A 25,889-nucleotide genomic window follows, 5' to 3' on the forward strand; every position below is an offset into this window, starting at 1 on the left:
TGAGCCAAATCTACTTTTCAAGAACGGTGTTAAGGGTTTAGCAAACTTTCCTTGTACTTTTGGGGTTAGTTAAAAAAATTGACCAGTCCTATCATAGCAAAAGTGTACCCGAACTAGGGATACCGTCATTACAATGGGTGACCTAACGATTAACAAAGAAAAAATACTTCAAGCGCTCAGTACTGTACAAGAGCCAGATCTTAAAAAAGACCTTGTAACGCTCGGTATGATTCGAGACGTAGAAACAGGGCTTGACTTGGTAAGTTTTACGGTGGTGCTAACGACTCCCGCTTGCCCGTTGAAAGAACTCATCCGCAAAGATTGTACGGATGCCATTCATAAGTTTTTTGGCGATCATATTCGGGTCAATGTGAACATGACGGCCGATATTACGACCACTCGTTCGGGCGGGCCTGTGATGCCACAAGTAAAAAATATCATTGCCATAGCATCAGGTAAAGGAGGTGTAGGAAAATCGACGGTGACGGCCAATTTGGCCATGGCGTTGTTGCGCGCGGGGGCAAAAGTAGGCATTTTGGATGCAGATATTTACGGGCCTTCGATGCCTGTGATGTTTGGCGCCGAAGATATGCAGCCTCGCATTGTGACGCGTGATGGACGCAACCTGATGATGCCGATTCAGCAATGGGGAATTAAATTAATTTCGATGGGCTTCTTAGTGCCTGCCGAAAGTGCCACTGTTTGGCGCGGCCCGATGGCGAGTACGGCATTGCGACAGTTGATTGGTGATGTTGAATGGGGCGAATTAGATTATTTGTTGATTGACCTGCCGCCTGGCACAAGTGACATTCACTTGACGTTGGTGCAAGCATTGCCCGTTACGGGAGCGGTAATTGTGACAACGCCTCAGAAGGTTGCCTTGGCCGATGCCATCAAAGGTTTGGCAATGTTCCGTCAGCCGCAAATCAATGTTCCTGTGCTTGGGGTCGTTGAAAATATGGCCTATTTTACCCCTGCCGAACTTCCAAACAATAAGTATTTCTTGTTTGGAAAAGATGGAGGAAAAGAACTTGCTTCAAAGTTTGATGTTCCAGTCCTTGGGCAAATTCCTTTGGTACAGGGGATTCGTGAAGGAGGAGATGAAGGCCGCCCAGCGTTTTTGAGTGAAGATGAAATTACAAAAGCTGCTTTCCAAGAAGCAGCCGAAAGTTTGGCGCAGCAGGTGGCCATTCGGAATGCGACTCAGGCCAAAACCAAACAGGTCGAGATTCGGGTGTAGAAAGCTCCGAACCTTGGTTGGCAATGAAAAAATGTACATATTAGCGTTTTAATCACAGGTTAATACAAACATTCATGGAAGAATTAAAATCACGCGTGGAAAATGCCCTTAACAGCATTCGTCCGTATTTGGAGGCGGATGGGGGCAACGTCAAAGTGAAAGAAATTACGGATGACATGACCGTAATGTTGGAACTCACGGGTGCTTGTAGTGCTTGCCCTATGTCTTCAATGACGTTTAAGGCAGGCTTGGAAGAGGCTATTTTGAAATCGGTTCCCGAAATCAAAAAAGTAGAAGCCCTCAACTTAACGCCTGCATTTTAAGGAAAAAGTCTTCGTTTTGATAGCATAGCGGAGTGAGCATCGTACTCATTCAAAGCAAAAAGCGCTTCTGAGTATCAAACTTAGAAGCGCTTTTTATTTGGTAATACCTCACCAAAAGTTATTTCCACCAAGCCTTGTTAGGATAATGGCGATTGATTTCTACCACTTCGCCAATCATAGGGGTTGTTACTGGAACGTTTAGCGCTTGTGCTTTTTTGGTAACACGCTCGATGGGTTCCATCCACTGATGGAGACCTAAGGTAAACTTGGCCCAGTGAACGGGTAAAAGCGTTTTTGCTTTTAGTTCAACGGCTGCTTGGGCTACTTCTTCGGGCATCATGTGAATGTATTTCCACATGTGATTGTACTGACCACATTCCAAAATCGCTAAGTCAAACGGCCCGTATTTCTCGCCTATTTCTTTAAAATGGGTGTCATAGCCCGAATCTCCCCCAAGATATAGGTTGTATTGAGGTGTTTTTAAAATAAAGGACGACCAAAACGTTTGGGCACGCTTAAATCCTCTGCCCGAAAAATGGCGGGCGGGCGCGGCGGTGATTTCTAACGAATCGGCTATGGTTGTGTTTTCCCACCAGTCTAACTCATTGATTTGTGAAGGAGAATAGCCCCAATGTTGTAAGTGTGAACCTACGCCCAGCGACGTAACTACTTGTTTTACTTTGGGTTGAAGGGCTTTTACGGTTGGGTAGTCGAGGTGGTCATAGTGGTCGTGTGAAATAATGAGGAGGTCGATGGGTGGAAAATCATCCAAGGAATAGACATTACTACCTGCGTAATTGCTCCCAAAAAAAGAAACAGGCGAAGCATTTCCACTAAAAACGGGATCTACCAAAATAGTTTTTCCACCAACCTTCAAAAAATACGACGAATGCCCAAACCAAACCACCGAAGGGGCATCGTTGGGAAGATTTTTTAAATCGGTTTTAACCGACGGGAGGGGTTGGTTTGGTTCTTTATTTTCTACTTTGACAAAATAGGCTTTGAGAATGTCCCAATAGGTAGTGCCTTCGGCAAGGTCGGGGGTAAGGTGTTGATTTTGGAAACCTTTTTCTTTGTAATGAGACGACTTTTTGATTTTCTCAAGGTGCGCTCCCTCAGGATTTCGCCCAAATTGCGGCTGTTGCATGTAAAAATAACCTCCCAAAGCGAGGGCGGCTAAAATGATAAGGGTTGTCATCATGTTTTTTTTGAATTTGCGAGACATTGGTCGGTGTTAGTTGGGGTACTTACTTTTAAGAAAAGCGAGGGTAGTTTCGATGTAATCTGGAGACGGAGAAAGGGCAAGTTGGTGACTAAAACCGTCCAAAAGCATCATCAAAACCTTTACTTCTTGTTCGGGTTGTGCGTATCCGAGCGCCCGAAAACCATCGGTAAGGGCTTGCATCACTTTTAGGTGCGCAGGACTTGGGGTGTAGGTTTGGTTCTTGTATTTTTTCTGCCACTTGAGCGAAAACTGTAGCATCCAAAACTCACGTTCTTCCTGAAAAAGCTTAACGGGGAGTTCGAGCGTCGCGTGGATTTGGTCGATGGGTTTGGATAATTCTAAAATACGCTCGGCATTGGCACTAAGTCGTTCTTCGCTCATAGCGACAATGGCGTCCATGAGTCCGTCTTTGTTGGTAAAATGGCGAAAAATCAACCCTTCCGATACGCCCGCTTCTTTGGCAATGAGGCTGGTGGGGGTGGTATCAAACCCTTTTTCGGCAAAAAGTCGAAGGGCAGTTACCAAGATAAGCTCTTGTTTTTCAGTCATTGGTTAATAAAAGTGAGTAATCACTTACTAAACTTGGCGACTTAGAAAATGGTTCAAGAACTGTGAGAATTTTTACTGTGGGGCGTCGGAGACGCTGGGCCGTTTTCGTCCCGAATCGGAGTTTGTGACGAGTATGAGGCGTAAGAGATGCTGGGCCGTTTGCGTCCCGAATTGGAGTTTGTGACGAGTATGAGGCGTAAGAGACGCTGGGCCGTTTGCGTCCCGAATCGGAGTTTGTGACGAGTATGAGGCGTCAGAGACGCTGGGCCGTTTTCGTCCCGAATTGGAGTTCGGGACGAGCATGAATGACGTCAGAGATGCTGGGCCGTTTTCGTCCCGAATCGGAATTCGGGACGAGTTACTTAGGGGCGCCAATCTTTTAAAATGCCAGCGTGGTCATTTTGAAGAAGCTGCTCAAATAATAGGGTAGTGGCGGAGGCGTCGCCCATGGCGCGGTGATGGTTGACATGGCGGATTTGTAGATCGCGGCAAATGTTGCCCAAACTGTACGATTTATAGCCAGGGAAAATTTTCCGACTTAATTTCACAGTACACAGCGTATCGCGTTTGAAATATTCATCCAAACGGTTGAACTCCCGTTGTACAAACCCATAATCGAACGAGGCATTGTGCGCTACGAAGGCAGCATTGAGGGTCATTCGGCGTACTTCGTCGGCTATTTCTTCAAAAGTTGGGGCATCTTTGACCATCTCGTTGTCAATGCCCGTCAGTTGGGTAATAAAACTGGGGATCCAACATTCAGGATTGACCAAGCTTTGGTAAGAATCAAGTACTTGGGTGCCATCGTGGCGGATAATTGCAATTTCAGTAATGCGGCTTGTGGCATAAGCGCCGCCCGTGGTTTCAATGTCAACAATAGCAAACATATATGTATAATAAACTTAGCTGCGAAAATACGGGAAAATGGCGGGATGTGAAGGGTAGTTTTCCCCTTGAATGACCCAAGGTAAATGACGCACCTTTGTACAACTATTTACTAACTCCCTGTTACTCATGAAAGTATATGAACTTGCATTTACCAAAAAAGGCGTTGCTGGCTTACGCCTTCCATGTACTGGAGGAAAAGTATTTGTGCCTTTGAGCGAAATTGTTCGCTTGGAGGGGCGTCGAAATTATACCCTTATCGTAATAAATGCCCATCCACCGATGCTTGTCGCCAAAACGTTAGGGCTTTTTGAAACAGAATTGTCTAAATCATTTGTAAGAATTCGTCGGGGGTGTATTGTGAATTTGAATCATGCTTCCGTCGGGAATGATGGGTTTGTCCGCCAAAAAGATGGCTTTACTGCACCCGTAGCCCGACGAAGGGCCAAGCAACCTGCATTGCTCATACAGGCTGCTTGAGAGGCGATTTATCGACCACAAATCTCCCTAAAATCACAAAACTGACAAGCTGTTAAATAGTCGGTTTTGCGGAAAGGCTCGTCAGGATTGAGAAGTTTATCTACGACAAAGGCGCGGAGGTAGTTTTCCGATTGTTCTACGTACGATTCGGCATCTTGGGTATCGCCAAATTTTAAAGGATTGAAAATGAAGCCACGTTTGATATTGCGCAGTGAGTAAAAGCCCGAAGTCACTTCGTAGGCATCTAAGTGAAACTCACGTCCGCGTAAACGCAGGCCTTTTTCACGTAACATTTGTTTATAAATCAGGTATTGATAAATCCATAACTGTCTGATTTTTTCATGGTTTGAGTTGTCGCCCGAGCTCATAATGTGGTCAAGTTTGTCGGGGGTAACTTTGGGGAGCTGTTCGATTTTGCCCGTTTTGTAATCAGCCACGCGAATGACGTTTTCGAGGAGTTCTACTCGGTCAATTTTACCCGCAATTTTCAAAGCGAGTGAGCCGTCTGACAAAGGTACGTCAAAGGTCGCGGTCAATTTTTGTTCGGTAGCGAGTACAGTAAGGTTTTCATCGCGTTGGCGTTGTTCTTTCAGAAAATCCAACACGGTTTGCTCGGCTACTTGATACAAAAGACGATTGATACCCGATTCTGGGTCGTAACCTCGGAACAATTTGGCAAATTCTTCGCGCAGAATGGCCTTGATTTCGGCATCGCTAATGGGCTTGCCGTCCATCAAAAATTCGATATCAATGCGTTCCAACACGGCGTGTATCCACGAACCAAAATCGGCAGCCCCCATTCTTTCTTCCACTTCTTCGTCTTCCGAAACCCCAGCCACGCGGCTAAAATAATATTGAAGTGAGCATTTTAGGTACTGGTTGAGGTGGGTTGCGTATAGACCACCGTTAGTTAAGTTTTGACGTAAAAATGCCAGCGTTTCGGGGGTTTTGGGCACAGTCCAATCGTTGTTGAGGGGTTGTTTTTGGGTTGCTGTTTTGGGTTTATCGTTCTTTGTCATACCGACGAAGGAGGTATCTAACACCCGCTCATCGACGAAGGAGGTATCTAACGCCTGCTCATCTGCTGCTTGCTGGTTTTCTTGAAACCTAACCACGTGTTCAGTAAACTTGATATTACCGTTGGCTTTGGGTACAAGTTCATGCTCAATTTGCAGAATAAAGCGACTTTTTTCGCCGCCATTGTAGGTGTTTGAATCGGTTACATAGACCAGGTGAACGTCGTTGGCGCGTTGTAAAAGCCGATAAAAATGGTACGACATTACCGCGTCTTGGTCGCTAAAAACGGGCAAACCCGCTTCTTTAGCAATGTCAAACGGGATGAGCGAATTTTGACGTTTAGTCATCGGGAAAACCCCTTCGTTCATCGACAAAATAATGATTCGTTCAAAGTCTAATGCCCTGGTTTCGAGCATCCCTATGATTTGGAGCGGACTGACGGGCTCGCCACTAAACGGTATGCGTGTTTGGCGGATAAGTTCGTACAAAAAAGCTTTAAACGTACGCAAATTGAGCTTTTCAACGTGCTCAGAACTGAGCGTCGTTTCGAGTTGTTTGAGGAGTGTATAAAACAAGTATAGGTACTCCGTTTCAATCGCATTTTGGGTGTCTTTATATACCGCACGCAAAATATCAATCAGGTCATAAAATACCTTGATGACGGTGTGTGGGTTGTCGTCCCAGCGGTTAAAAAGTGTGTTGAAAAGCGGGTGTTGTTGCCCCCATTCGAGGAGTAGGGCAGGGTCGAGATAGACCAAATTGCGCTGCTGAATCTCCCGAATGGTCACTTGAATGATGGTTTCGGCCGAAACATCACGCTGTTGTAGTGCCAAAAACTCATAACGACGAATAAAAGGGTGATTCAGGACTTTTTGTACCGTTCGGTGGTTGAATTTGGGAATTTTTATGGCTCGTCCATCTTTTGACCTAAATTCGGCAATGGTAAATTGTAACTCAAAAAGGGCGTCGATAAGCGTAAATAACAGCGAGTTACGAAGCGTAAGACCCATCGTTACGTTCAAATCAGTGATGGATTCATCAAGCCCATTGAGCATCGGAACGAGCAGGTTTTCGTCGGCCAAAACAATACCCACGGGGCGCTGTTCCGAGCCGCCTTGTCCTTCCGCGCACCATTGTTGGTAGAGTTCGCCCGCCACTTTCGCCTGCATCGAAGCATTCGGGACGGCATAGACGTGCATGTCTTTCTGGGTACCTAACAAATGGCTTTCACTCCATTTCCATTCACCTGACCAAGCCGCGTCACGGTATTTCCGCAAAAATTTTCCTCCTTCAGCGAGTGGATTATCGCGCATATAGTAGTAATCACAGTCCCAAATCGTTTCGGCTTGTTTGGCATTAACGAGGGTTTTGATGATTTTCTCTTCGGCCGCAGTCAGGGCATTGAAGCCAACAAAATAGTAACGCGGTTTGATTGAATGGTCAGCGGTGAGTAGGACATCAACTGCATTTTCAGCTAAATCGCGGTAGGCCATACCACGAAACGCCCTGTTTCTGTCTTTTAGGTCTTTTTTGAATGAAAAATATACCTTTTTTAAGTTTGAGAACAATTCAAAATACGCTTTTAGGCGATCTGATTGCGTAGAAACATTGCTATTTGGCCAATCGACCTGCCACCGTTCGAGGGCTTTGGCTTCGGTGATATAGTCAAAAAGGTAATCGGCATCAATCAAATACTGGTCAATTTGGTCAAAGTCACGGAGTAGCATACTACCCCACTGCAAGTAGCGATCGAAGGTGATGTTTTTATCAACTTGTTTGAAAATATCGTATAATTCAAAGAGTAGGCTCACATTATCGGCAATTTCGATTTTACAACGGTCAGCTACAAAATCGTCAATGGCGACTACTTCAGGTGCCAAAAATGGCTGAGCAGAACACTGGGCCAAAGCACGCTTTAAAAAATACCCCGAACGTCGGGTAGGAACAATGATGGATAACTGCTCAAGTTGCCGAGTGTCAGGATGTTTTGAAAAAATATACCGAGCTGTTTTTTCTAAAAAGGATTCAATCATGGCCAAGCGTTGTATTTAATGTTTTGGTTTAAGGTTCAAGGTTTTGTAGGTAAAATAAGTATTTTTCGTCGCTAAAATGTGGGGTTTTAGCCGATGTTACTAAGAATACTTACTGATTTTTAGAGATATTATTTTAATCATGTTTTAATTTCGCGCTTACATTAGCACGAAAGCACCTAACTTTGTGCGAAGTAAGTGAGTTAACACCATTTGTTTAACTAAAAACCAAACTAAATCGTATGCGTAATTTTTTACTGGCAAGCTTTTGCTTGTTATTGGGCTTTTGCACTCAACTCAGAGCGCAAGAGCGTACCGTTACTGGTGCAGTCACCAGTAGCGATGACAGTTCTCCATTACCTGGGGTAAGTGTAGTTGTGAAAGGTACGTTAGTAGGAACTGTTACGGATGGTAACGGGAAGTACTCAATCCGAGTTCCTAATGGCAATAGTACCTTGGTGTTTTCATTCGTAGGAATGGAAGAACTAGAAGTGTTGGTAGGCAGCCAATCAGTAATTAATCCTTCGCTTAAAACCCTAGCCAATGAGCTGAGTGAGGTCGTGGTCGTTGGATACGGTGTGCAGCAGCGCAAAGCCTTTACAGGGTCTGCTTCAAAAGTAGATGCCAAACAATTTGCAAACTTGATGACTCCTTCGATTGACAAGCAGTTGGCTGGTCGTGCGACAGGGGTACAGGTAACGAACGTGGGTGGTGGTGTTAACACGCCAGCACGTATCCGTATTCGTGGTACAAACTCAGTAAACCAAGCCAATGATCCATTGATCGTAGTTGATGGAATACCTATCATTTCGGGTAACTTGGCAAGTACAACCAACTCAAACGCTTTGGGAGATATTAACCCTGCCGACATCGAAAACATGGAAGTGTTGAAAGATGGATCGGCTACGGCGATTTATGGTTCTAGAGCGGCTGCGGGGGTTATTTTGATTACCACCAAAAAAGGCACAAAAGGAAGAGGAAAAGTTAGCTACGATGCTTCCATCGGTTTCAACAACGCCCTCAAGCGTTTTGACGTCTTGAATGCCCAGGAATTTGTGATGATTGCCAACGAAAAATTGGCCAATGCGGGTCAAGCTTTGCGTGCCAACATGGACGCAGCCCAAACCAACACCAACTGGCAAGATCAAGTGATGGTAAACAATGCAGCGGTGCACAACCACACCCTAAGTGCGCAAGGTGGTACTGAAAAGACTAGCTACTACATGTCGCTCAACTATTCGCAGCAACAAGGTATCATCATTACCAACTTTAACAAAGCATACCGTGCGCGTTTGAACGTAGAACACGAAGCAAATAAGTACCTTAAAGTGGGTAACAACATTACCATTAGCCGCCAAGACGACGGAGACCAAAACAACGGTACTAACGCCTTGAGTGGTGCGATTTCGTCAACGCTTCGTTTGTTGCCAAACGTTTCGCCTTACAACGCCAATCACCCAACAGGGTTTAACATCAACTGGCCAAACGGTAACTCAATGAACCCAGGCGCTAACACGACTTCAGTGGATGACAACTTCACGAATGCTGCTTTTACGTTACGTAACAACCAGTACCGTTCAGACAAATACCGTATCATCAACAACAGCTTTATCGAAATTTCTCCGATTCAAGGCTTGAAATTGCGTTCGGTATTCTCGGCAGATATGTTAAGTGATTACAGCTTCCAAAGCTGGACAAACCTTCACGGTGACGGTTACGGAACATCAACGGGTGGAACAAACGGTTATGTTTACAACGAAAACCAAAACCGTTTGCGTTATACATGGCAAAACTACGTGAACTACAACTTGACGTTGGGTAAAAACCACAACATTTACTTGACAGCAGGTCACGAAGTGCAACGCGATAACTACAAGTGGCACTCGACATCAGGTTCAAACATCTCGGATATGTTCTTCATCAAAGAAAACTTTATCACGGGTAGTGCAGCCATTCAGACAACGGGTGGATCAATGACGCAGTCTGGTTTTGAATCATTTTTTGGTCGTTTCAACTACGATTTCAACAACAAATATTTTGTACAAGCGTCGATTCGTCGCGATGGACAAAGCTCTTTGGCACCTGAAAAACGTTACGGGGTATTCCCAGGTTTCTCAGCAGGCTGGCGCGTATCGCAAGAAGGTTTCTGGGTAAACAGTGGCTTGAGCCAATACTTCAACGAAGTAAAATTGAAAGCTTCGTATGCGAGAGTTGGTAATACCTTGAGCGGTTTCCCTTATTTGAGTACGTATGGTGCTCGTCCGTACGGAAACATCAGCGGTATTGCAGTATCGGCTATCGGTAACTCTGACTTGCAGTGGGAAACCAGTAACAAATACGACGTAGGGGTTGATATTGGTATCCTTAACAACCGTTTCAACGTAACAGCGGATTACTTCATCAATGACGTTGATAATTTGGTACTTGGTGTTCCAACGCCTTTGAGCGCGGGGGTTCCTGGTAACTCAATTTCTCAGAACATCGGTTCACTTCGTAACAAAGGGTTTGAATTGTCGATTGGTGGTGACATCTTGAAAACAAAAGACTTCACTTGGAATGCCAACTTCAACTACTCAAATATCAAGAACGAAATCACTGCCCTTTACTCAATCGGTGGTACGGCGGTTCCATACATCCAAAACGGTGGCTATAACTTGATTGAAGTAGGTCAACCCATCAACGTCATTCACGGATACCAGTTCTCAGGTGTAAACTCTGCCAATGGTAACCCAGTGTACGTGAAAGCTGACGGAACACTTGCTCAATTGAACATTTCTAACGGTGCACCTTTCTCAATCGGTGGGTATTATGTAGCTTCTGGACAAAACGAAGGTACATTGGGCGCTCAAACGTCGTTGACTTTCAATGACCGTGCGCGTTTAGGAAATCCTACACCAGTGTGGTTTGGTGCATTTACCAACAACTTCAACTACAAAGGGTTGAGTTTAGAAGTAATGCTTCGTTACTCAGGTGGAAACAAAATCTTCAACATCACTCGTCAAGATGCGTTGATGAACCAAAGTTTCCAAAACAACGGTCGTGAGATTCTTCAGAGATGGCAAAAACCTGGTGATATCACCAACGTACCAAGATTGTACTATGGCCAAGGTAACAACATCAACCAATCTCAATTGGCAAACTCTCGTTTCTTAGAGAGCGGCGATTACCTCCGTTTACAAAACATCGTATTGACTTACAGTGTACCAAGCAAAGCGTTGACAAAAGCAACGAAAGGTTTTGTGCAGAGTTTGCGTTTGTTTGCGCAAGGACAAAACTTGGCTGTATGGACAAAATACAGCGGAGCTGACCCTGACAACATCAGTACGTTGGGCTTAGACAACGCAGTTAGTCCACAAATTAGAACCGTTTCTTTTGGTTTAAATGTTGGTTTTTAATTCACACTACGACAAACGATTGATTTATGAAAACATTAGTAAAAAGAATATTAATAGGAGCGATTCCACTGGCGATGATGAGCAGTTGCGAAACCGCCCTGGACAAAAGCCCTTTCAACGCCATTACCGATGCAAGTGCATTCAGTACGGCTGACCGTTGCCTCTTGTCGTTGTATGGTGTATATGATGCGGCACAAAGTAGCCCCTACACTGACGGTTCGGTACGTGGGTATCCTTTTGGAGCGGCCAACATCGAACAAGGTGATGCACGCGGCGAAGACGTTATTAACGTAGCGGCTTTCTTCCAAATTACCTACCAAGCTACTTACAACACCACCACGGCCAATAACGTAGGGCATTGGGGAGCGTTGTATGCGCTTATCAACAAAGCAAACATTTCGATTGATGGCTTTAAAAATGCGGCTCAATCAAATATCATTTCGGCAGCTCAAGCTTCTCAATATGAAGCAGAATGTCGTTTCTTGAGAGCATTGGCGCACCACGAAGCCGTGACGCTTTATGCAAGACCATATTTGGATGGAAACGGAAATAAATTAGGGGTTCCTTACCGTGATTTTGCCATTAACTCAGGTTCGGCAGTAGATCAAGTAAGAGCGATTCCTCGTCCTACGGTGGCTGAGAACTACGAAAAAATCTTAGCTGATTTAGATTTTGCTGAAACAAACTTGCCAGCGACACTTTCACCAGGTACTGTTCGTGCGACAAAAGCGGCGGCTATTGCCTTGAAACAACGCGTGAAATTGCACAAAGGTGACTGGGCAGGGGTAATTGCTGAAGGTGCTAAATTGGTACCTGCGGCAGCGCCATTTGTAAGCCCAATTGGTGCTTGGAAACTGACAGATGAGCCTAATGGGCCGTTCACTAACAACAGTTCTACAGAGAGTATCTTCTCTATTCGTAACGATGCTTTGGATAACACTGGTACCAACGGAGCCTTGCCAAGTATGTACGGTGCGGCTAACTTAGGTGCGCGTGGTTTGTTGGCGATTTCGCCAATTATTTGGAACAACGCAAAGTGGTTAGAAACAGACAAGCGCCGTACGCAATTATATGGTACTGGTGCTAATGCCAATGGAGCTTCAACGGTCAACGTTTTCACGAAGAAATACACGTCTTACACAGAAAGAGCTGACTTTGCTCCACAGATTCGCTACGCAGAGGTATTGTTGAACTCAGCAGAAGCAGAAGCACGCCAAGCAACGGGTGTGTCTGACAGAGCAATCGCTTTGTTGAACGCCGTTCGTAACCGTGCCCTTGCTGCACCTGCAACAGAAGCATACACAGCTGCCAGCTTTGCTGACAAAAAAGCGCTTATCGCGGCAATTTTGTTGGAAAGAAGAATTGAGTTCTTAGCAGAAGGAAAACGTTGGTCGGATATTCACCGCAATGCCGTTGATCCAGATTTCAACACAGGTGGTATTCCTGCCAAGTATGCGAATGCGGCACAAGGAGCGGCTTTGTATCGTGTAGGTGGAGCGATCAACCCAACGCAAGCGGCTATCCCTTACGCTGATTTCCGTTTTATATGGCCAATCCCAGATACTGAGAAAACGCAGAACCCAATCATTGAACAAAATCCAGGCTACTAACCGCTTAGGTATATTTTATTGGTATTTATTTCAAAAAGGAAAGCATTTGCTTTCCTTTTTGCGTTTAAAATAACCCCAAAAAAATCCATTTGGGATAATAAATAGTTGGCAAACTAAATAATGTGCTTGCAACTTCTTGCGTTCTTGCTTAATTTTACGGAACAATTATAAACCGTAATGGGTTTATAGCTGTGTGTTGCAAAACACATTAGAATCAACCTAAAAACCAACTAAATCGTATGCGTAAAATTTTACTCGCAAGCTTTTGCTTGTTGATGAGCTTTTGTGTGCAGCTTCGAGCACAAGAGCGGACCGTTTCAGGAACGGTAACAAGCAGTGAAGATGGAACAGCCCTGCCAGGGGTTACTGTAGTTGTCAAAGGGACAACGCGCGGTGTGAATACTGATGCCGATGGGAAGTACAAAATTGCGGTTTCTAACGGCGGCCAACTTGTATTTAGCTTCGTAGGTTTTGAAAAAACAACCGCTGAGATAGGTTCCAAAACAATCATTAACATTGTACTTACACCAGAAGCCAACAACTTGAACGAAGTGGTCGTAACTGCCTACGGTGGTTCTACGGCAAAGAAGGACATCACTGCGGCGGTGTCGCAAGTAAGTGGTAAAACAATCGAAGGTTTGCCTATGCAAACAGTTGACCGTGCCCTTCAAGGTCGTGCGGCTGGGGTACAGGTAACAGCTACGAGTGGTCAGCCTGGCGGTGGTATCAACGTTCGCGTTCGCGGGGTGGGTTCTATCAACGCTGGTAACGACCCACTTTATATCATTGATGGGGTACAAGTAGCGAGCGGCGGTTTGTCAACGACAGCGAGTTCCAACGTTCTTTCTTCATTGAACCCCAACGACATCGAATCAATCCAAGTATTGAAAGATGCAGCTGCTTCGGCCATCTACGGTGCGCAAGGTTCAAACGGGGTAGTGTTGATCACAACCAAACGTGGTAAATCAGGTAAAACGAAATTCAAGGTGTCTATCCAAGATGGTTTTACGGATGTATTGAAAAAATTAGATGTGTTGACGGCGGCCGAGTTTGCAACCCTTAAAATTGAAGGCTTTGAAAACCGTGCGAGAGCAACCAATGCTTCGGTAGAAACGGCGCGTGCCAACGCAATAACGCAATATGGCGACCCTGCAACGGTTCAAAATACAAATTGGCAAGATTATGTGTATCGCCGTGGTCGTCTTCGTATGATTGATGCTTCGGCTACGGGTGGTGACGGTAAAACAAACTTTTATTTGGCAACTTCTTATAACTACCAAGAAGGGCAAGTAATTAAGTCTGACTTTGGTCGTGGAACTGTTCGTTTGAACGTAGATCACCAAGCCAGCAAAAAATTGAAAATAGAGACTTCTATCGGTTTGGCAGCAACTACCCAAAATGGCACCGTTGCGGACGGAGCTGCTATCAACAGCCCTTTCTTTGCCGCAGCGTTGATTTTGCCAAACCAGCCTGTTTATAAGGCAGATGGTTCGTACAATGCGCCGCTTACAGGAGCATTCGGCATCAACCCAGTGCAAAGCGTAGAGTACGAAACTCGTAAGAACACGACGATTCAGACGGTAAGTAACCTCGCGGTGAACTACGAAATCATTCCTGGGTTAAAATTCCGTTCATTCTATGGTCTTGATTATGCCAACAACCGTGACGACTCATACCGTGACCCAATCGTACCGCAATTTGCTTCAACGGGTGGTAGTGCTACAGTTGCTAACCGTTACAGTTTAAACTGGAACACGGCTCAGACCTTGAATTATAACAAAACCATCGGTGACCACGAAATTGGTGCTTTGGTGGGTGGCGAATACCGTGAGCAAATTTCGGAAGTAGTATCGGCCACTGGTCAAGGATTCCCGAATGGTTTGTTCCGTACGTTGGCAGCGGCGGCCCGTCCAATCACCACTACGGGTACTTACACTACATGGCGGATTGCCAGTGTATTTGGCTCGGTAAACTATGACTACAAAGATAAGTTGATTGGTACGGCTACTTTGCGTTACGATGGTTCTTCTCGTTTTGGCTCAAACAACCGTTACGGTTTGTTCCCTGCTCTTTCGGTAGGTTATCGCCTTTCAGAAGAAAGTTTCTTGAAAAAATATTCGTGGTTGTCTGAGTTGAAAGTATTTGCTGGTTACGGCAAAGCAGGTAACAACAGCATCAGTGACTTTGCATCTCGTGCTTTGTTTGGTATAGGGGGGCAGTACACCGACCTTCCTGGTATCCGCCCTTCGCAGTTAGGAAACGCCAATTTGTCTTGGGAGGTTGCTTCAACTTTCAACGTAGGGGTGAACTACTCGCTTTTCAATGGACGTATTTTTGGGGAAGTACAAGCGTATCGTAAAGTAAACGATAAATTGTTGTTGTCTCGTCCTTTGCCTAACGATAGTGGTTTTGGTTCAATCAATGAAAACCTTGGTAAAGTTGAAAACAAAGGATTGGAAATCGAATTTAGCCACGTAAACGTCAACAAAGGTGGATTCCGTTGGGAAACTAACTGGAACGTGTCGTTCCAACGTAACAAAATCCTTCAATTGTTGCCTGGACAAAATAATATTGGTACAGATTACTGGGTAGGTCAACCTATTTTTATCAACTGGTATCCAACGTATGCAGGGGTGAACCCAGCCGATGGTCGTTCGATGTGGTTGGATTCGCTCGGAAATATCACTTATACACTTCAAGCACGCGATTCAAAAATCCAAGGAACGCCGCTTCCAAAAGGATTTGGTGGGGTAACCAACCGTTTGTCTTACAAAGGAATTTCGTTGGAGTTTTTCTTCCAAGGGCAGTGGGGGAACCAAGTGTTGAACAACAACGGCTTCTTCATGGAAAGCTCAGCATCAGCAGGTTGGAACAATATGCAAAGCCAACTTGCGCGCTGGACTAAGCCTGGGCAAATTACACGCGTACCACGCCCGTATGAAGGAGGAACAGAGCCTGGTAGTAGCTCCATTCAATCGTTCTCCTCTAAACAACTTGAAAATGCGAGTTATATACGTCTGAAACAAGTGACGATAGGCTATGATTTACCATCAAGCATTACTAAAAGACTTCATTTGAACCAAGTACGTTTCTTTGCTCAAGGTATCAATTTATTGACGTGGACGGCCTATACAGGTCTAGACCCAGAAATCTTGATTTTTGAAATAGGTCGTTATCCGCAAAGTAAGCAAGTAACGGGTGGTATTCAAATTGAGTTCTAATTCAAAACATCGTAAAAGACATGTTGACAAAACAACTTAGAAATATATCTTTGGTCGTATTGGCAATGGCGGCTACTTCATGTAGTGATTTGTTAAATACCGAACCAAAACAGTCGATAAGCACGGAAGTAGCTTTGAAAGACATTACGGGGGTGCGTGCCCTTTTGATTTCAGTATATGACCGTTTGCAACCAAACACTTACTACGGAGCACGTATGATGGTTGCTCCCGAAATCATGGCGGATAACGTTCGTTTGACTAACAGTAACTCAAACCGTTATTTCAACGAACGCGTGAATGCGCCAAACGCGCACATGCAGCAGTTTTGGGATAACTACGCGGGCATTAACGAAGCCAACTTTATTATCAAAGGAATTAGTGGTGCAAACACTACCGAGGCCGAAAAAGCTCAAATCAAAGCTGAAGCGTTGTTTTTACGTGCACTTTTGTACTTTGACATGGCGCGTGTATTTTGCTACGAGCCTACCAAAGTAGTTGGTGGGGCAAATTTGGGAATGATTTTGCGTACCGAACCTACGGATGACGTGACCAAAGCAGATTTTAAATCACGTTCGACAATTGAAGAAACGTATCAGTTGATTGAAAAAGATTTGAAAGAAGCCATCGCGTTGTTCCCTGCGACAGGTAACCGCCTACGTGCCAACAAAGCAGCGGCGAATGCCCTTTTGGCGCGGGTGTATCTTTACTGGGAAAAATATGCGGATGCAATCACTTACGCTACTGCGGCCCTTGATGCGCCCAATGGTGCGGCCCTAGCTACTGGTGCCAACTATGCTACAGCATTTACAACGGCGCCAAACCCAGAATCACTTTTTGAAATCAACTACGTTCAAGCAACCGAAAGCTTAGGATCTAACGAATCAATGCACTCGTTGACTACCAATTTGACGACTGGTAACTGGGCAGACGTAGTTCCTACCAATGAACTTTTAGGTTTGTTTGAAGCTACTGACGTTCGTCGTACGCAGGCGATGTTTGCGGGCGTAAAAGGTGGAGAATCGGTGGTGTTTAGCCGTAAATTCCCAGGTTCAAGAGGGCCATTTACAGATAATATCCCTGTGATTCGTTTTTCAGAAGTATTGCTTATTCGTGCTGAGGCTTATGCCGCAACGGGTAAAGATGATTTGGCCTTGGCTGACTTGAACCGTATTCGTACGCGTTCGGGGGCTACGCCCGTGGCTGCTACTGTAAAAGGAGCTGATTTGATTGATGCTATCATGACGGAGCGCCGTTTGGAATTGTACTTGGAAGGACACCGTTTCTTTGATTTGAAACGCCGTGGTCAAACCATTACGAAAGCGAGTCTTTCGGCTGTAGTTCCATACGATGATTTCCGCATTTTGGCACCATTGCCAGTTGCTCAGGTACAACTTAATAAAAACTTGAAGCAAAACCGTGGCTACTAATCGCTACTCAATAGCTATTATTTGTCAGGTCAGTTACTTAAACATTGAACAAAACATGAAAAATAAATTCATTCAATTTTTAGTAGTAGGAGCAATGGCGTTGTCGCTTACGTCATGCTTTGAAAACCCTACGTGGACGTACGATATGGCGCCAGTAGTTGAATTTAAAAATCCACGTACAGGTTTCGCTACGCAGCCCACCAACAACGTGTCGAACGGCGCTGCTCAGCGTACGATTCGCCAAGCAATCAAAAGAGATAGTATTTTGGTGCAATTGGTAGGCGCACAACGCCCAGATGCTACCACACTTGGCTACGTCATTGATGCGGCGAAAAGCACGGCAGTTGAAAATATCAATTACCGTATCTTAGAAAGCAAAGGTTCGGTGACGATTCCTGCCAACAGCAGTTCTGCTTACATCAAGTTTGAAATTTTGGAAGGTATCCCAACGACTGTTGCGGCTACCCAAAACTTCCCATTGGTGTTGACATTGACAGGAAACGACCAAATCAAACCAAGCGAGAATTATAAGACATTTACGTTGAATATTCGACGTTAATCTTTGTAAATAACGCTATACGCATTAAAGCGACGCTCTCAGGGCGTCGCTTTTTTGTTTCATTTAAGCGACACAAAAAACAAATTCGTCGATGCCAGCCGCGAAAGCGACCTTTTTTGCCTAATTATGGTGTTACCTTATCTGAACCTCTACTAAGCAGATATTTATTACTATTTACTAACCAATGAGCAAGCCCGTAAAAACCGTTGTCACAATTTTAGTTATTCTACTTATTACTGGTTTAGCCTTTTACCCTCGTTTAAAAGAATATGCCTCTAAAAAAGAGGAAAAAGGAGCGGGAACAGGAAAAAATGCGGGTGCGGGTGCCAAAGGTGGAGCCCCAGGTAAAGCAGGCGGGCCAGCTCCCGTTGAGATTTTGGTGGTAGGAAACCAGCGAATTGAGGAGAAAATTCTTTCGACAGGTACCATTATCGCCAACGAAGAAGTAGAAATTCGCAGCGAAATCGCGGGTCGGATTACTTCGATTAATTTTCGTGAAGGAGATTACGTACAAAAAGGTACGGTGCTGATTCGTATCAATGATGCTGATTTACAAGCCCAGCTTCAAAAATTGGAATACCAGAAAAAATTGGCCGAAGTAAACGAAGAACGTCAGAAACGATTGTTGGAAAAAGAGGCCATTAGTCAGCGTGATTATGACATCAGTTTAACCAACTTGAACAGTATGAACGCCGACATTGAGAACTTAAAAGCTCAAATTGCGAAAACAGTTATAAAAGCGCCTTTTGATGGTACGGTCGGTTTGCGCTATATCAGTTCGGGAAGTTACGTCAACAATGCCACCCGCATTGCTACCCTCACCAACGTAAATCCTGCTAAACTTGATTTCTCGGTGCCTGCCAAATACGCTACAAGTGTTCGTAAGGGAACAAGTATTACGTTCTCGACCGAAGGAGGAGACGAAAAATTCCGTGGGACAGTATATGCCGTTGAGCCAAAAATTGACCCAAGTACCCGTACACTTACCCTGCGCGCTACCAGCCCGAACCCAGGGCGTAAGTTGGTGCCTGGCGCATTTGCGCGCGTAGAAATCATCCTAAATGCTAAACCAAATGCCATCATCGTTCCTACCGAAGCCGTTATTCCTGACCTTCGTGGGCATCGAGTCTTTATCGTGAAGAATAACAAAGCCGAAACAATTGCGGTAGAAATTGGGATTCGTAACGATAAAACAATCGAAATTACCAAGGGCTTGATGCCAGGTGATACCCTCATTACTTCGGGTATCTTGCAAGTGAAAGCAGGGGGAGAAGTAGATATTAAGAAGTAAAACAAAACTATCATGGCATCATTATCAACAACCAGCATTCAACGACCCGTATTGGCAGTGGTGATGTCGCTCATCATCATTATTTTTGGGTTGATTGGCTTCTCGTACCTTGGCGTGCGGGAGTACCCGAGCGTGGATCCGCCCGTGATCAACGTAATGACCAATTATACGGGGGCCAATGCCGAGATTATTGAGTCCCAAATCACCGAACCGTTGGAGGAATCTATCAACGGAATTTCGGGGATTAAGACCCTGACCTCGGCCAGCCGCGATGGGCGAAGTAACATTACCGTGGAGTTTGATTTGGGCGTGGATTTGGAGACGGCAGCCAACGACGTGCGCGACCGCGTGTCTCGTTCGTTGGGCTTACTACCTCGCGATATTGACCCGCCGATTGTTTCCAAAGCTGATGCGGATTCAAACCCCATTTTCTTCATGAACGTGAAGAGCGATAAGCGCTCGATGCTGGATTTGAACGACATTGTAGAACGTCAAGTAAAAGAACGTTTACAGACCATTTCGGGGGTAAGTTCGATTCAAATATGGGGAGAAAAACGCTACGCCATGCGTTTGTGGATTGATCCGCTCAAATTGGCTTCGTATCGTTTGACCGCCATCGACGTGTTAAATGCCTTGACGCGCCAAAATATAGAGCTTCCATCGGGTTCGATTGAAGGGGCTACTACCGAATTGACCGTTCGTACACTTGGACGTTTGACCACCGTTGACGAATTTAATAACCTCATTGTCAAAGAAGAGTCGGATCGCGTGGTGAAATTTATGGACGTAGGTCGGGCCGAATTAGCCCCCGAAAACGAACGTACCTTGATGCGCCGTGATGGCGTTCCGATGGTGGGTGTGGCCGTTGTGCCTCAACCTGGCGCCAACCAAATCGCGATTGTGGATGAGGTGTATAAGCGCATTGACCAAATTAAAAAAGACTTACCACCTGATATTGTGGCGGCGATTGGCTTTGACTATACCCGTTCGGTGCGTCTTTCAATTTTGGAAGTAGAAGAAACCATCATCACCGCCTTTATTCTGGTGGCCTTGATTATCTTTATCTTCTTGCGCGACTGGCGTAGTACCATCATTCCCCTGACAGCGATTCCTGTATCATTGGTCGGAACGTTCTTCCTGATGTACATCATGGGCTTTTCTATCAATGTATTGACCCTGCTTGGAATCGTACTTTCGATTGGTCTGGTGGTGGACGATGCCATTGTGGTATTGGAAAACATTTATACCAAAATCGAAGAGGGGCTTTCACCGCGAGAAGCTGCGATTGAGGGTTCCAAAGAAATTTATTTTGCCATTATATCAACAACTGTTACGCTGGCGGCGGTATTCTTACCTATTATCTTTTTACAAGGGGTAACGGGGCGCTTGTTCCGCGAATTTGGGATTGTGGTAGCTGGCTCCGTTATTATTTCGGCTTTTGTGTCGCTGACACTGACGCCGATGTTGAGCTCAAAATTGCTAAAATCGAGCCACTCACAACCTTGGTTGTACCGCGTGACGGAACCATTCTTTGTGTGGTTGAACAACGCATACGAGTCGTCATTGGCGTCTTTTATGACAATCCGTTGGATGGCGTGGGTGCTGATGGTAGCGTTTGTTGGCATCATTTATGCCTTGTTCAAATATGAAGCTATTCCTTCCGAATTGGCTCCCATGGAAGATCGTCGTGGTTTTAGGCTGTCGTTGACCATGCAGGAGGGGGCTACTTTTGACTTTACCGATCGTTACCTCAAAATGTTTGGTAAAGTAGTGGAAGATGAAGTAAAGGCCAACGAACGTGATGCTTTAATCACGATTACAGCGCCAGGATTCTCAACCAACGCGACCAATACGGGCTTCGTTCGGGTGGTATTGAGTGAGCCTATGATGCGCCAACGGTCGCAAATGGAAATCGCTGATGCAGTACAATCAAAAGTAGCAAAACTATCGGGGGCAAAATCGTTTGTGTTGCAAGATCCCACCATCCAAACGGGGCAACGGGGAGGAAGTAGTTTCCCTGTGTCGTACGTTGTACAAGCTACGAGCTACGAGAAATTGCGGGCGGTGATTCCCGAATTGATGAAGCGGGTGAACGAAAGCCCAATGTTTGTCGGAACGGATATAAACTTGAAGTTTACCAAACCTGAAATTCGCCTCGAAATTGACCGTGATAAAGCCCAAAACTTGGGGGTATCTATCCAAGATATTGCCCAAACCTTGCAGTTAGGTCTTTCTGGTCGCCGATTTGGTTATTTCTTGATGAACGGAAAACAGTACCAAGTCATTGGGCAAATTGATCGCACAGACCGTGATGATTTAATGGATTTGAAATCATTGTTTGTAAAAAGTAACCGAGGAGAGTTGATTCAGCTTGATAATTTTGTGAAACTTACCGAGCAAAGTTCGCCGCCTCAGTTATTCCGTTTCAACCGATCATCGGCAGCTACCATTACCGCAGGTTTGGCCAAGGGGGTTACTTTAGGAAAAGCCTTGGATGAAATAGACCGAATCGCGAAAGGTGTGCTGGACGAATCATATACCACAGCCCTCGACGGGCAGTCGCGGGAGTTTAAGGATAGTTCTTCTAGCCTTTTGTTTGCTTTTGGGTTGGCTTTGGTGCTGATTTACCTCATTTTGGCCGCGCAGTTTGAAAGTTTTGTTGATCCGATTATTATCCTTTTGACGGTGCCTTTGGCAGTTTGTGGCGCGTTGTTGTCGCTCTGGGATTTTGGGCAAACCCTCAATATTTTTAGCCAAATCGGAATCATTACGTTGGTGGGGCTTGTGACCAAAAACGGGATTTTGATTGTGGAATTTGCTAACCAGCGGAAAGAGCTGGGTATAAACAAATTGCAAGCGGTAAGGGAAGCGGCAGTAGCCCGTTTTCGTCCGATTGTGATGACGAGTTTGTGTGCCATTCTAGGGATTTTGCCCATCGCTTTGGCATTAGGGGCAGGTTCTGAAAGCCGCGTCTCGATGGGGATTTCTGTTGTGGGAGGATTGTTGTTCTCCACGATTCTGACGCTCTACATCATTCCCGCTATTTATTCGTATTTATCGAGCAATATCAAACCTGTGGAGAAGAAAGCTCAGGCGCCAACCGCCGAGACAGAACCCACGGCATAAGACTTTAAGTTTTCCATACCCTTTCTTAATTTTAGCCTCTGCTTTTATCCGCAGGGGCTTTTTCATGGTTTTTCTGTAAAAAATCATGGAAAACCATGAGTAGTTTTAAAGTTAGAAGGCCGCTATTTTGTAGAAAATTGAGAAAAAATGCAACCATCTATACGGCTTGTTATTGTTGATGACCACCAAATCGTTTTGGACAGTCTAAAAATGCTCTTCGGAACGATTGAAAATATAACGGTTGCGGTTACGTTTACCGACAGCCGAAATGTAATACGTTTTCTCGAAGAACACGAAGTCGATATCGTTGTGTCGGACTTACACATGCCCCATTTGAGCGGGATTGACTTGACCCTTGTTTTGCGAGAACGGTTTCCGACGGTGAAGGTTCTTCTCTTGACCATGGCCGAAGATGCCACTCATATTCGAGAAGCGATAAAAGCAGGAGTAAATGGCTATATTTTAAAAAAATCAGGCCGTGAGGAGTTAGAAAAGGCAATTTATGCCCTGATGGCAGGACGAAAGTACTATAGCGAAGCGGTCATTGAAGAGTTGTCTTCGTCGGCGCCTGATGATTTGAACGATGCGCGCCCTGATACTATTTTGCATTTGACAAGTCGAGAAATCGAAATCATTAAATTGATTGCAAATGAATTTTCCACAAACGAGATTTCGGATTTATTGTGCATTAGTGTTCCAACGGTGGAAACCCACCGCCGCAATTTGATGCAAAAATTGAGCGTGAAAAGCGTGGCGGGAGTTGTTAAATATGCCATGCGACACGGATTGGTAAGGTAATGAAGATGTACGAGACAATGATAGTTTTCTAGTTGGCACAATGATTAAGGATTGTGGAGAGGAAGTGAAATCGTGGACATCACCCCGCCAGCTAGTTGGTTCTCAAGCAGCCAATGCCCACCAAGGCTCTCAACCCTTGCTTTGATATTTTTCATTCCTTTCCCGTCCGATGCGTTATCAAATAACCCCTGGCCATTGTCACTTACTTTCAAGATGATTTGACGCTCAGCCAATGAAAGTTGGATACGGGCTTGGGTTGCCTTCGCATGTTTTAAAATATTGTTGGTCAATTCGAGGCAAATACTGTAGAGCTCAAACTCAATACGCTTGTCCAGTCGCCCGATGGCTGGGTCAATTTCGAGGGTAAATTGAGTAGTTTTATTTTGGTTGATTTTTCGGGTTAAATAATGAAGGGCGTCGATAAGTCCTTGTTTTTCAAACTCATCGGGAAGTAGATTGTGCGAAAGGAGGCGGACTTGTTCGTGGGCTTGAGAGATGGTATTTTTGACGTGCTGATAGACTTCTTGCTCTTGAGGGCTAAGTTTTTTGAAATCAATGGCTTCCAAACCCCAGTTGAGGGCCGACATGGTTCCGCCGAGGTTGTCGTGCAAATCAGCCGCAATGCGTTTGCGTTCGATGGTTTGGCCTTGGAGGAGCGCAGCCGAAATCGCTTGGTTTTTCTGCACCAACTCACGGTTTTTGGCAATTAATTTTTGGTTAGCCCAAATCAAAATACATACGACCAAAACCACAAGCCCCTGAATAATCATCAGGTTTTGTTCGCGATTTAGCTCATTTTCTTGGTAGGCTTTTACTTTTTGTAACTCCATTTCCAGCACTTTCTTTTCGTTACGAAGGCTCACATTAACAGTCGTTTCCAGTTTTTTGAGGCTTCCTTTAACATTCTGGTTCTCAATGTCTGATTTAATTTCTAGACATTCGGCCAAAAGTTTGTAGTCTTTGGTTTGCTTAAAAATTTGAATCGCATCGTTGATAAACAGCAACGAATAATAGCGATTGATGTCTTTTTGGTTGTGGTAAAATGCCAGTCCCTGCGAAATCAACTCTTTCTGCAAGCGATTGAGTTGGAGCTGACATTTGGCAATGCCAGAAAATGTCACCAAATACACATCCCGCAGGTTAGTAAAGTCAGTGGCTTGCTTGCAAGTGCGTTGGGCTTGTTCGTAATACTGCATCGCTTCTTTGGCGTTGCCTTGTTTGAGCAACAACTCCGCCTTGGTAAACTGTCCTAACGCATACGGCCGAACCTTCCCTTTTTGAAGGGCGAGTTTCATGGAACTGTCGATGGCCGTGATGGCCTTTCCATACTGCCGTTGGTTGATATAAACCTCCGCTAAATTGCCGTAAATGTGGTATTTCTGCGTCAAGTTGTAGTAATCGGCTTTGCCTTGGTCGTTGTCTTCCAAGGTATAGCTTAGGGCTTTTAATAGGCTAGTTTCGGCATTTTTGAGTTGTTCTGAATTGATGTAAAAGAGGCCCAAAAAATTGTAGGAGTCGGCCAAAAGGCTGCGGTCGTTCAGTAATTTTGCCACGGCTAAGCCTTTGTTTCCTTCTTTGATACCAATTTCGACCAAGTTGTTGAAGTAATAAATTTCGCACTGCCGACTGTGAAAAAGGTACGTGAAGTAAGTGGGTTTTTTGATGGTGAGCAACAAATCGACGCGATTGAGCCAGTATTGGGCCGAATCGTAGTTATCGTCGTTCATAAAATCATCCACTTTCTGAAAATGCTCCTTCACTGTAGCGGATTCCTGCGGAGAAAGGCTTTCGGAGGATTGTCCGAAAGTACTTATAACAAATGTCCCCCAGAGGCATATCAAAAGAATAGGGAAGATGAATGGTTTCATAGGGCAAAGTAGCTTACCTTACAAGGGTGAAACTAGGAAACCCATAGTTACTAAAAAAGTTGCTGATATTCTTTTCGGAGCCTAAATTTTTGGTGTAAAATCATGGAAAACCATGAGGTACATTTTGTCCTTGATTTTTTAACGAACTATTTATCGAAGGAAAACACTATCTTGGTGCTTCCTTAACCCTACCGTAAGACGCATGACAAAAGTTCTCCTTGTGGACGATCACCAAATGATTTTGGAAAGTCTAAAACTACTTTTTAGAAGAATCCCAGAAGTTGAAATTGTTGCTACCACCGACAATAGTCGCAAGGTACTGTCAATGTTGGCCAATGAGTCAATAGACTTGGTGGTTTTAGATTTTAACATGCCCTATTTGAGCGGTGTGGACTTGACGCTTCAAATCAGACAGCACTATCCTAGTATTCGGATTTTAATGCTTACGATGGTCGAAGAGGCGATTCATATTCGTGAAGCGATTAGGGCAGGAGTACATGGCTATATTCTCAAAAAATCAGATCCAGAGGAGTTAGAACGGGCCATTCAACAAGTAATGGAAGGCAAACGTTATTTTAGTCCTGTGATTGTTGATGAGCTTATGGCACAGCCTGGTGAAGATTGGAACAATGCTCAGCCTACTACCATTCAAAACCTAACCGAGCGCGAAATAGAGGTGCTCAAGCTCATTGCGATGGAGTTTTCAAGCCCCGAAATCGCCGAGAAACTATACATCAGCCTTTCCACTGTCGAGACCCATCGTCGGAATTTGTTTCACAAACTCAATGTCAAAAGCGCCATTGGGTTGACTAAATATGCTTTGAAGCACGGGTTGGTGGAGTAGG

17 protein-coding genes are annotated in these 25,889 nt (G+C 44.9%); 12 read left to right on the forward strand and 5 right to left on the reverse strand.

Going from position 1 to position 25,889, the window contains the following annotated elements; all coding sequences use genetic code 11:
- Positions 1-133: 133 nt before the first annotated feature.
- Positions 134-1,240, forward strand: a complete 1,107-nt coding sequence (locus AC23P2_RS18595) for an Mrp/NBP35 family ATP-binding protein (RefSeq protein ID WP_472490339.1) — start codon at positions 134-136, stop codon at positions 1,238-1,240.
- A 74-nt stretch (positions 1,241-1,314) separates the two neighbouring features.
- Positions 1,315-1,563: a NifU family protein gene (locus AC23P2_RS18600; protein WP_206019723.1), complete on the forward strand. Its 249-nt coding sequence runs from the start codon at positions 1,315-1,317 to the stop codon at positions 1,561-1,563.
- A 118-nt stretch (positions 1,564-1,681) separates the two neighbouring features.
- On the opposite strand, the gene AC23P2_RS18605 is transcribed toward AC23P2_RS18600, so the two are convergent.
- The 3 genes from AC23P2_RS18605 to AC23P2_RS18615 form a co-directional block, all read right to left on the reverse strand.
- Entirely contained in the window at positions 1,682-2,764 is a 1,083-nt protein-coding gene (locus AC23P2_RS18605) for an MBL fold metallo-hydrolase (RefSeq protein WP_487774587.1), read from the reverse strand.
- A 33-nt stretch (positions 2,765-2,797) separates the two neighbouring features.
- Entirely contained in the window at positions 2,798-3,337 is a 540-nt protein-coding gene (locus tag AC23P2_RS18610; RefSeq protein WP_487774588.1) for a TetR/AcrR family transcriptional regulator, read from the reverse strand.
- A 362-nt stretch (positions 3,338-3,699) separates the two neighbouring features.
- The gene (locus AC23P2_RS18615; protein ID WP_487774589.1) at positions 3,700-4,224 is read right to left on the reverse strand and encodes a 3'-5' exonuclease; all 525 of its coding nucleotides are present in this window, start codon (positions 4,222-4,224) and stop codon (positions 3,700-3,702) included.
- Between the two features lie 127 nt (positions 4,225-4,351).
- Between AC23P2_RS18615 and AC23P2_RS18620 the strand changes: the two genes are divergently transcribed.
- Positions 4,352-4,702, forward strand: a complete 351-nt coding sequence (locus AC23P2_RS18620) for a LytTR family transcriptional regulator DNA-binding domain-containing protein (RefSeq protein ID WP_487774590.1) — start codon at positions 4,352-4,354, stop codon at positions 4,700-4,702.
- Between the two features lie 8 nt (positions 4,703-4,710).
- On the opposite strand, the gene AC23P2_RS18625 is transcribed toward AC23P2_RS18620, so the two are convergent.
- Entirely contained in the window at positions 4,711-7,752 is a 3,042-nt protein-coding gene (locus AC23P2_RS18625) for a PD-(D/E)XK nuclease family protein (RefSeq protein ID WP_487774591.1), read from the reverse strand.
- Positions 7,753-7,991: 239 nt separating this feature from the next.
- Between AC23P2_RS18625 and AC23P2_RS18630 the strand changes: the two genes are divergently transcribed.
- From AC23P2_RS18630 to AC23P2_RS18665, 8 genes are all read left to right on the forward strand, one after another.
- Positions 7,992-11,144 carry a SusC/RagA family TonB-linked outer membrane protein gene (locus AC23P2_RS18630; RefSeq protein ID WP_487774592.1) on the forward strand — a complete coding sequence of 1,051 codons (3,153 nt, stop codon included), beginning with the start codon at positions 7,992-7,994 and terminating at the stop codon, positions 11,142-11,144.
- Positions 11,145-11,170: 26 nt separating this feature from the next.
- On the forward strand, positions 11,171-12,754 hold the full coding sequence (locus AC23P2_RS18635; protein ID WP_487774593.1) for a RagB/SusD family nutrient uptake outer membrane protein: 1,584 nt from the start codon (positions 11,171-11,173) through the stop codon (positions 12,752-12,754).
- A 239-nt stretch (positions 12,755-12,993) separates the two neighbouring features.
- Positions 12,994-15,975, forward strand: a complete 2,982-nt coding sequence (locus tag AC23P2_RS18640) for a SusC/RagA family TonB-linked outer membrane protein (RefSeq protein WP_487774594.1) — start codon at positions 12,994-12,996, stop codon at positions 15,973-15,975.
- A gap of 20 nt (positions 15,976-15,995) precedes the next feature.
- Positions 15,996-17,402, forward strand: coding sequence for a RagB/SusD family nutrient uptake outer membrane protein (locus AC23P2_RS18645; RefSeq protein WP_487774595.1), 1,407 nt, complete (start codon positions 15,996-15,998; stop codon positions 17,400-17,402).
- A gap of 55 nt (positions 17,403-17,457) precedes the next feature.
- Positions 17,458-17,961 (forward strand): DUF4843 domain-containing protein, encoded by a 504-nt coding sequence (locus AC23P2_RS18650; RefSeq protein WP_487774596.1) that lies wholly within the window; start codon positions 17,458-17,460, stop codon positions 17,959-17,961.
- A gap of 184 nt (positions 17,962-18,145) precedes the next feature.
- Positions 18,146-19,252, forward strand: coding sequence for an efflux RND transporter periplasmic adaptor subunit (locus tag AC23P2_RS18655; RefSeq protein WP_487774597.1), 1,107 nt, complete (start codon positions 18,146-18,148; stop codon positions 19,250-19,252).
- A 12-nt stretch (positions 19,253-19,264) separates the two neighbouring features.
- Entirely contained in the window at positions 19,265-22,378 is a 3,114-nt protein-coding gene (locus tag AC23P2_RS18660) for an efflux RND transporter permease subunit (RefSeq protein WP_487774598.1), read from the forward strand.
- A gap of 147 nt (positions 22,379-22,525) precedes the next feature.
- Complete coding sequence (locus AC23P2_RS18665; protein ID WP_487774599.1) at positions 22,526-23,176, forward strand: response regulator; 651 nt, start codon at positions 22,526-22,528, stop codon at positions 23,174-23,176.
- Positions 23,177-23,220: 44 nt separating this feature from the next.
- Here AC23P2_RS18665 and AC23P2_RS18670 read toward each other — a convergent pair whose 3' ends face one another.
- Complete coding sequence (locus AC23P2_RS18670) at positions 23,221-25,044, reverse strand: tetratricopeptide repeat-containing sensor histidine kinase (RefSeq protein ID WP_487774600.1); 1,824 nt, start codon at positions 25,042-25,044, stop codon at positions 23,221-23,223.
- 202 nt (positions 25,045-25,246) lie between these two features.
- Here AC23P2_RS18670 and AC23P2_RS18675 point away from each other — a divergent pair, with 202 nt between their 5' ends.
- Positions 25,247-25,888 (forward strand): response regulator, encoded by a 642-nt coding sequence (locus tag AC23P2_RS18675; RefSeq protein WP_487774601.1) that lies wholly within the window; start codon positions 25,247-25,249, stop codon positions 25,886-25,888.
- The last annotated feature ends 1 nt before the right edge of the window (position 25,889 follow it).

It is taken from the genome of Runella sp. R0.1_18, from assembly GCF_057652155.1.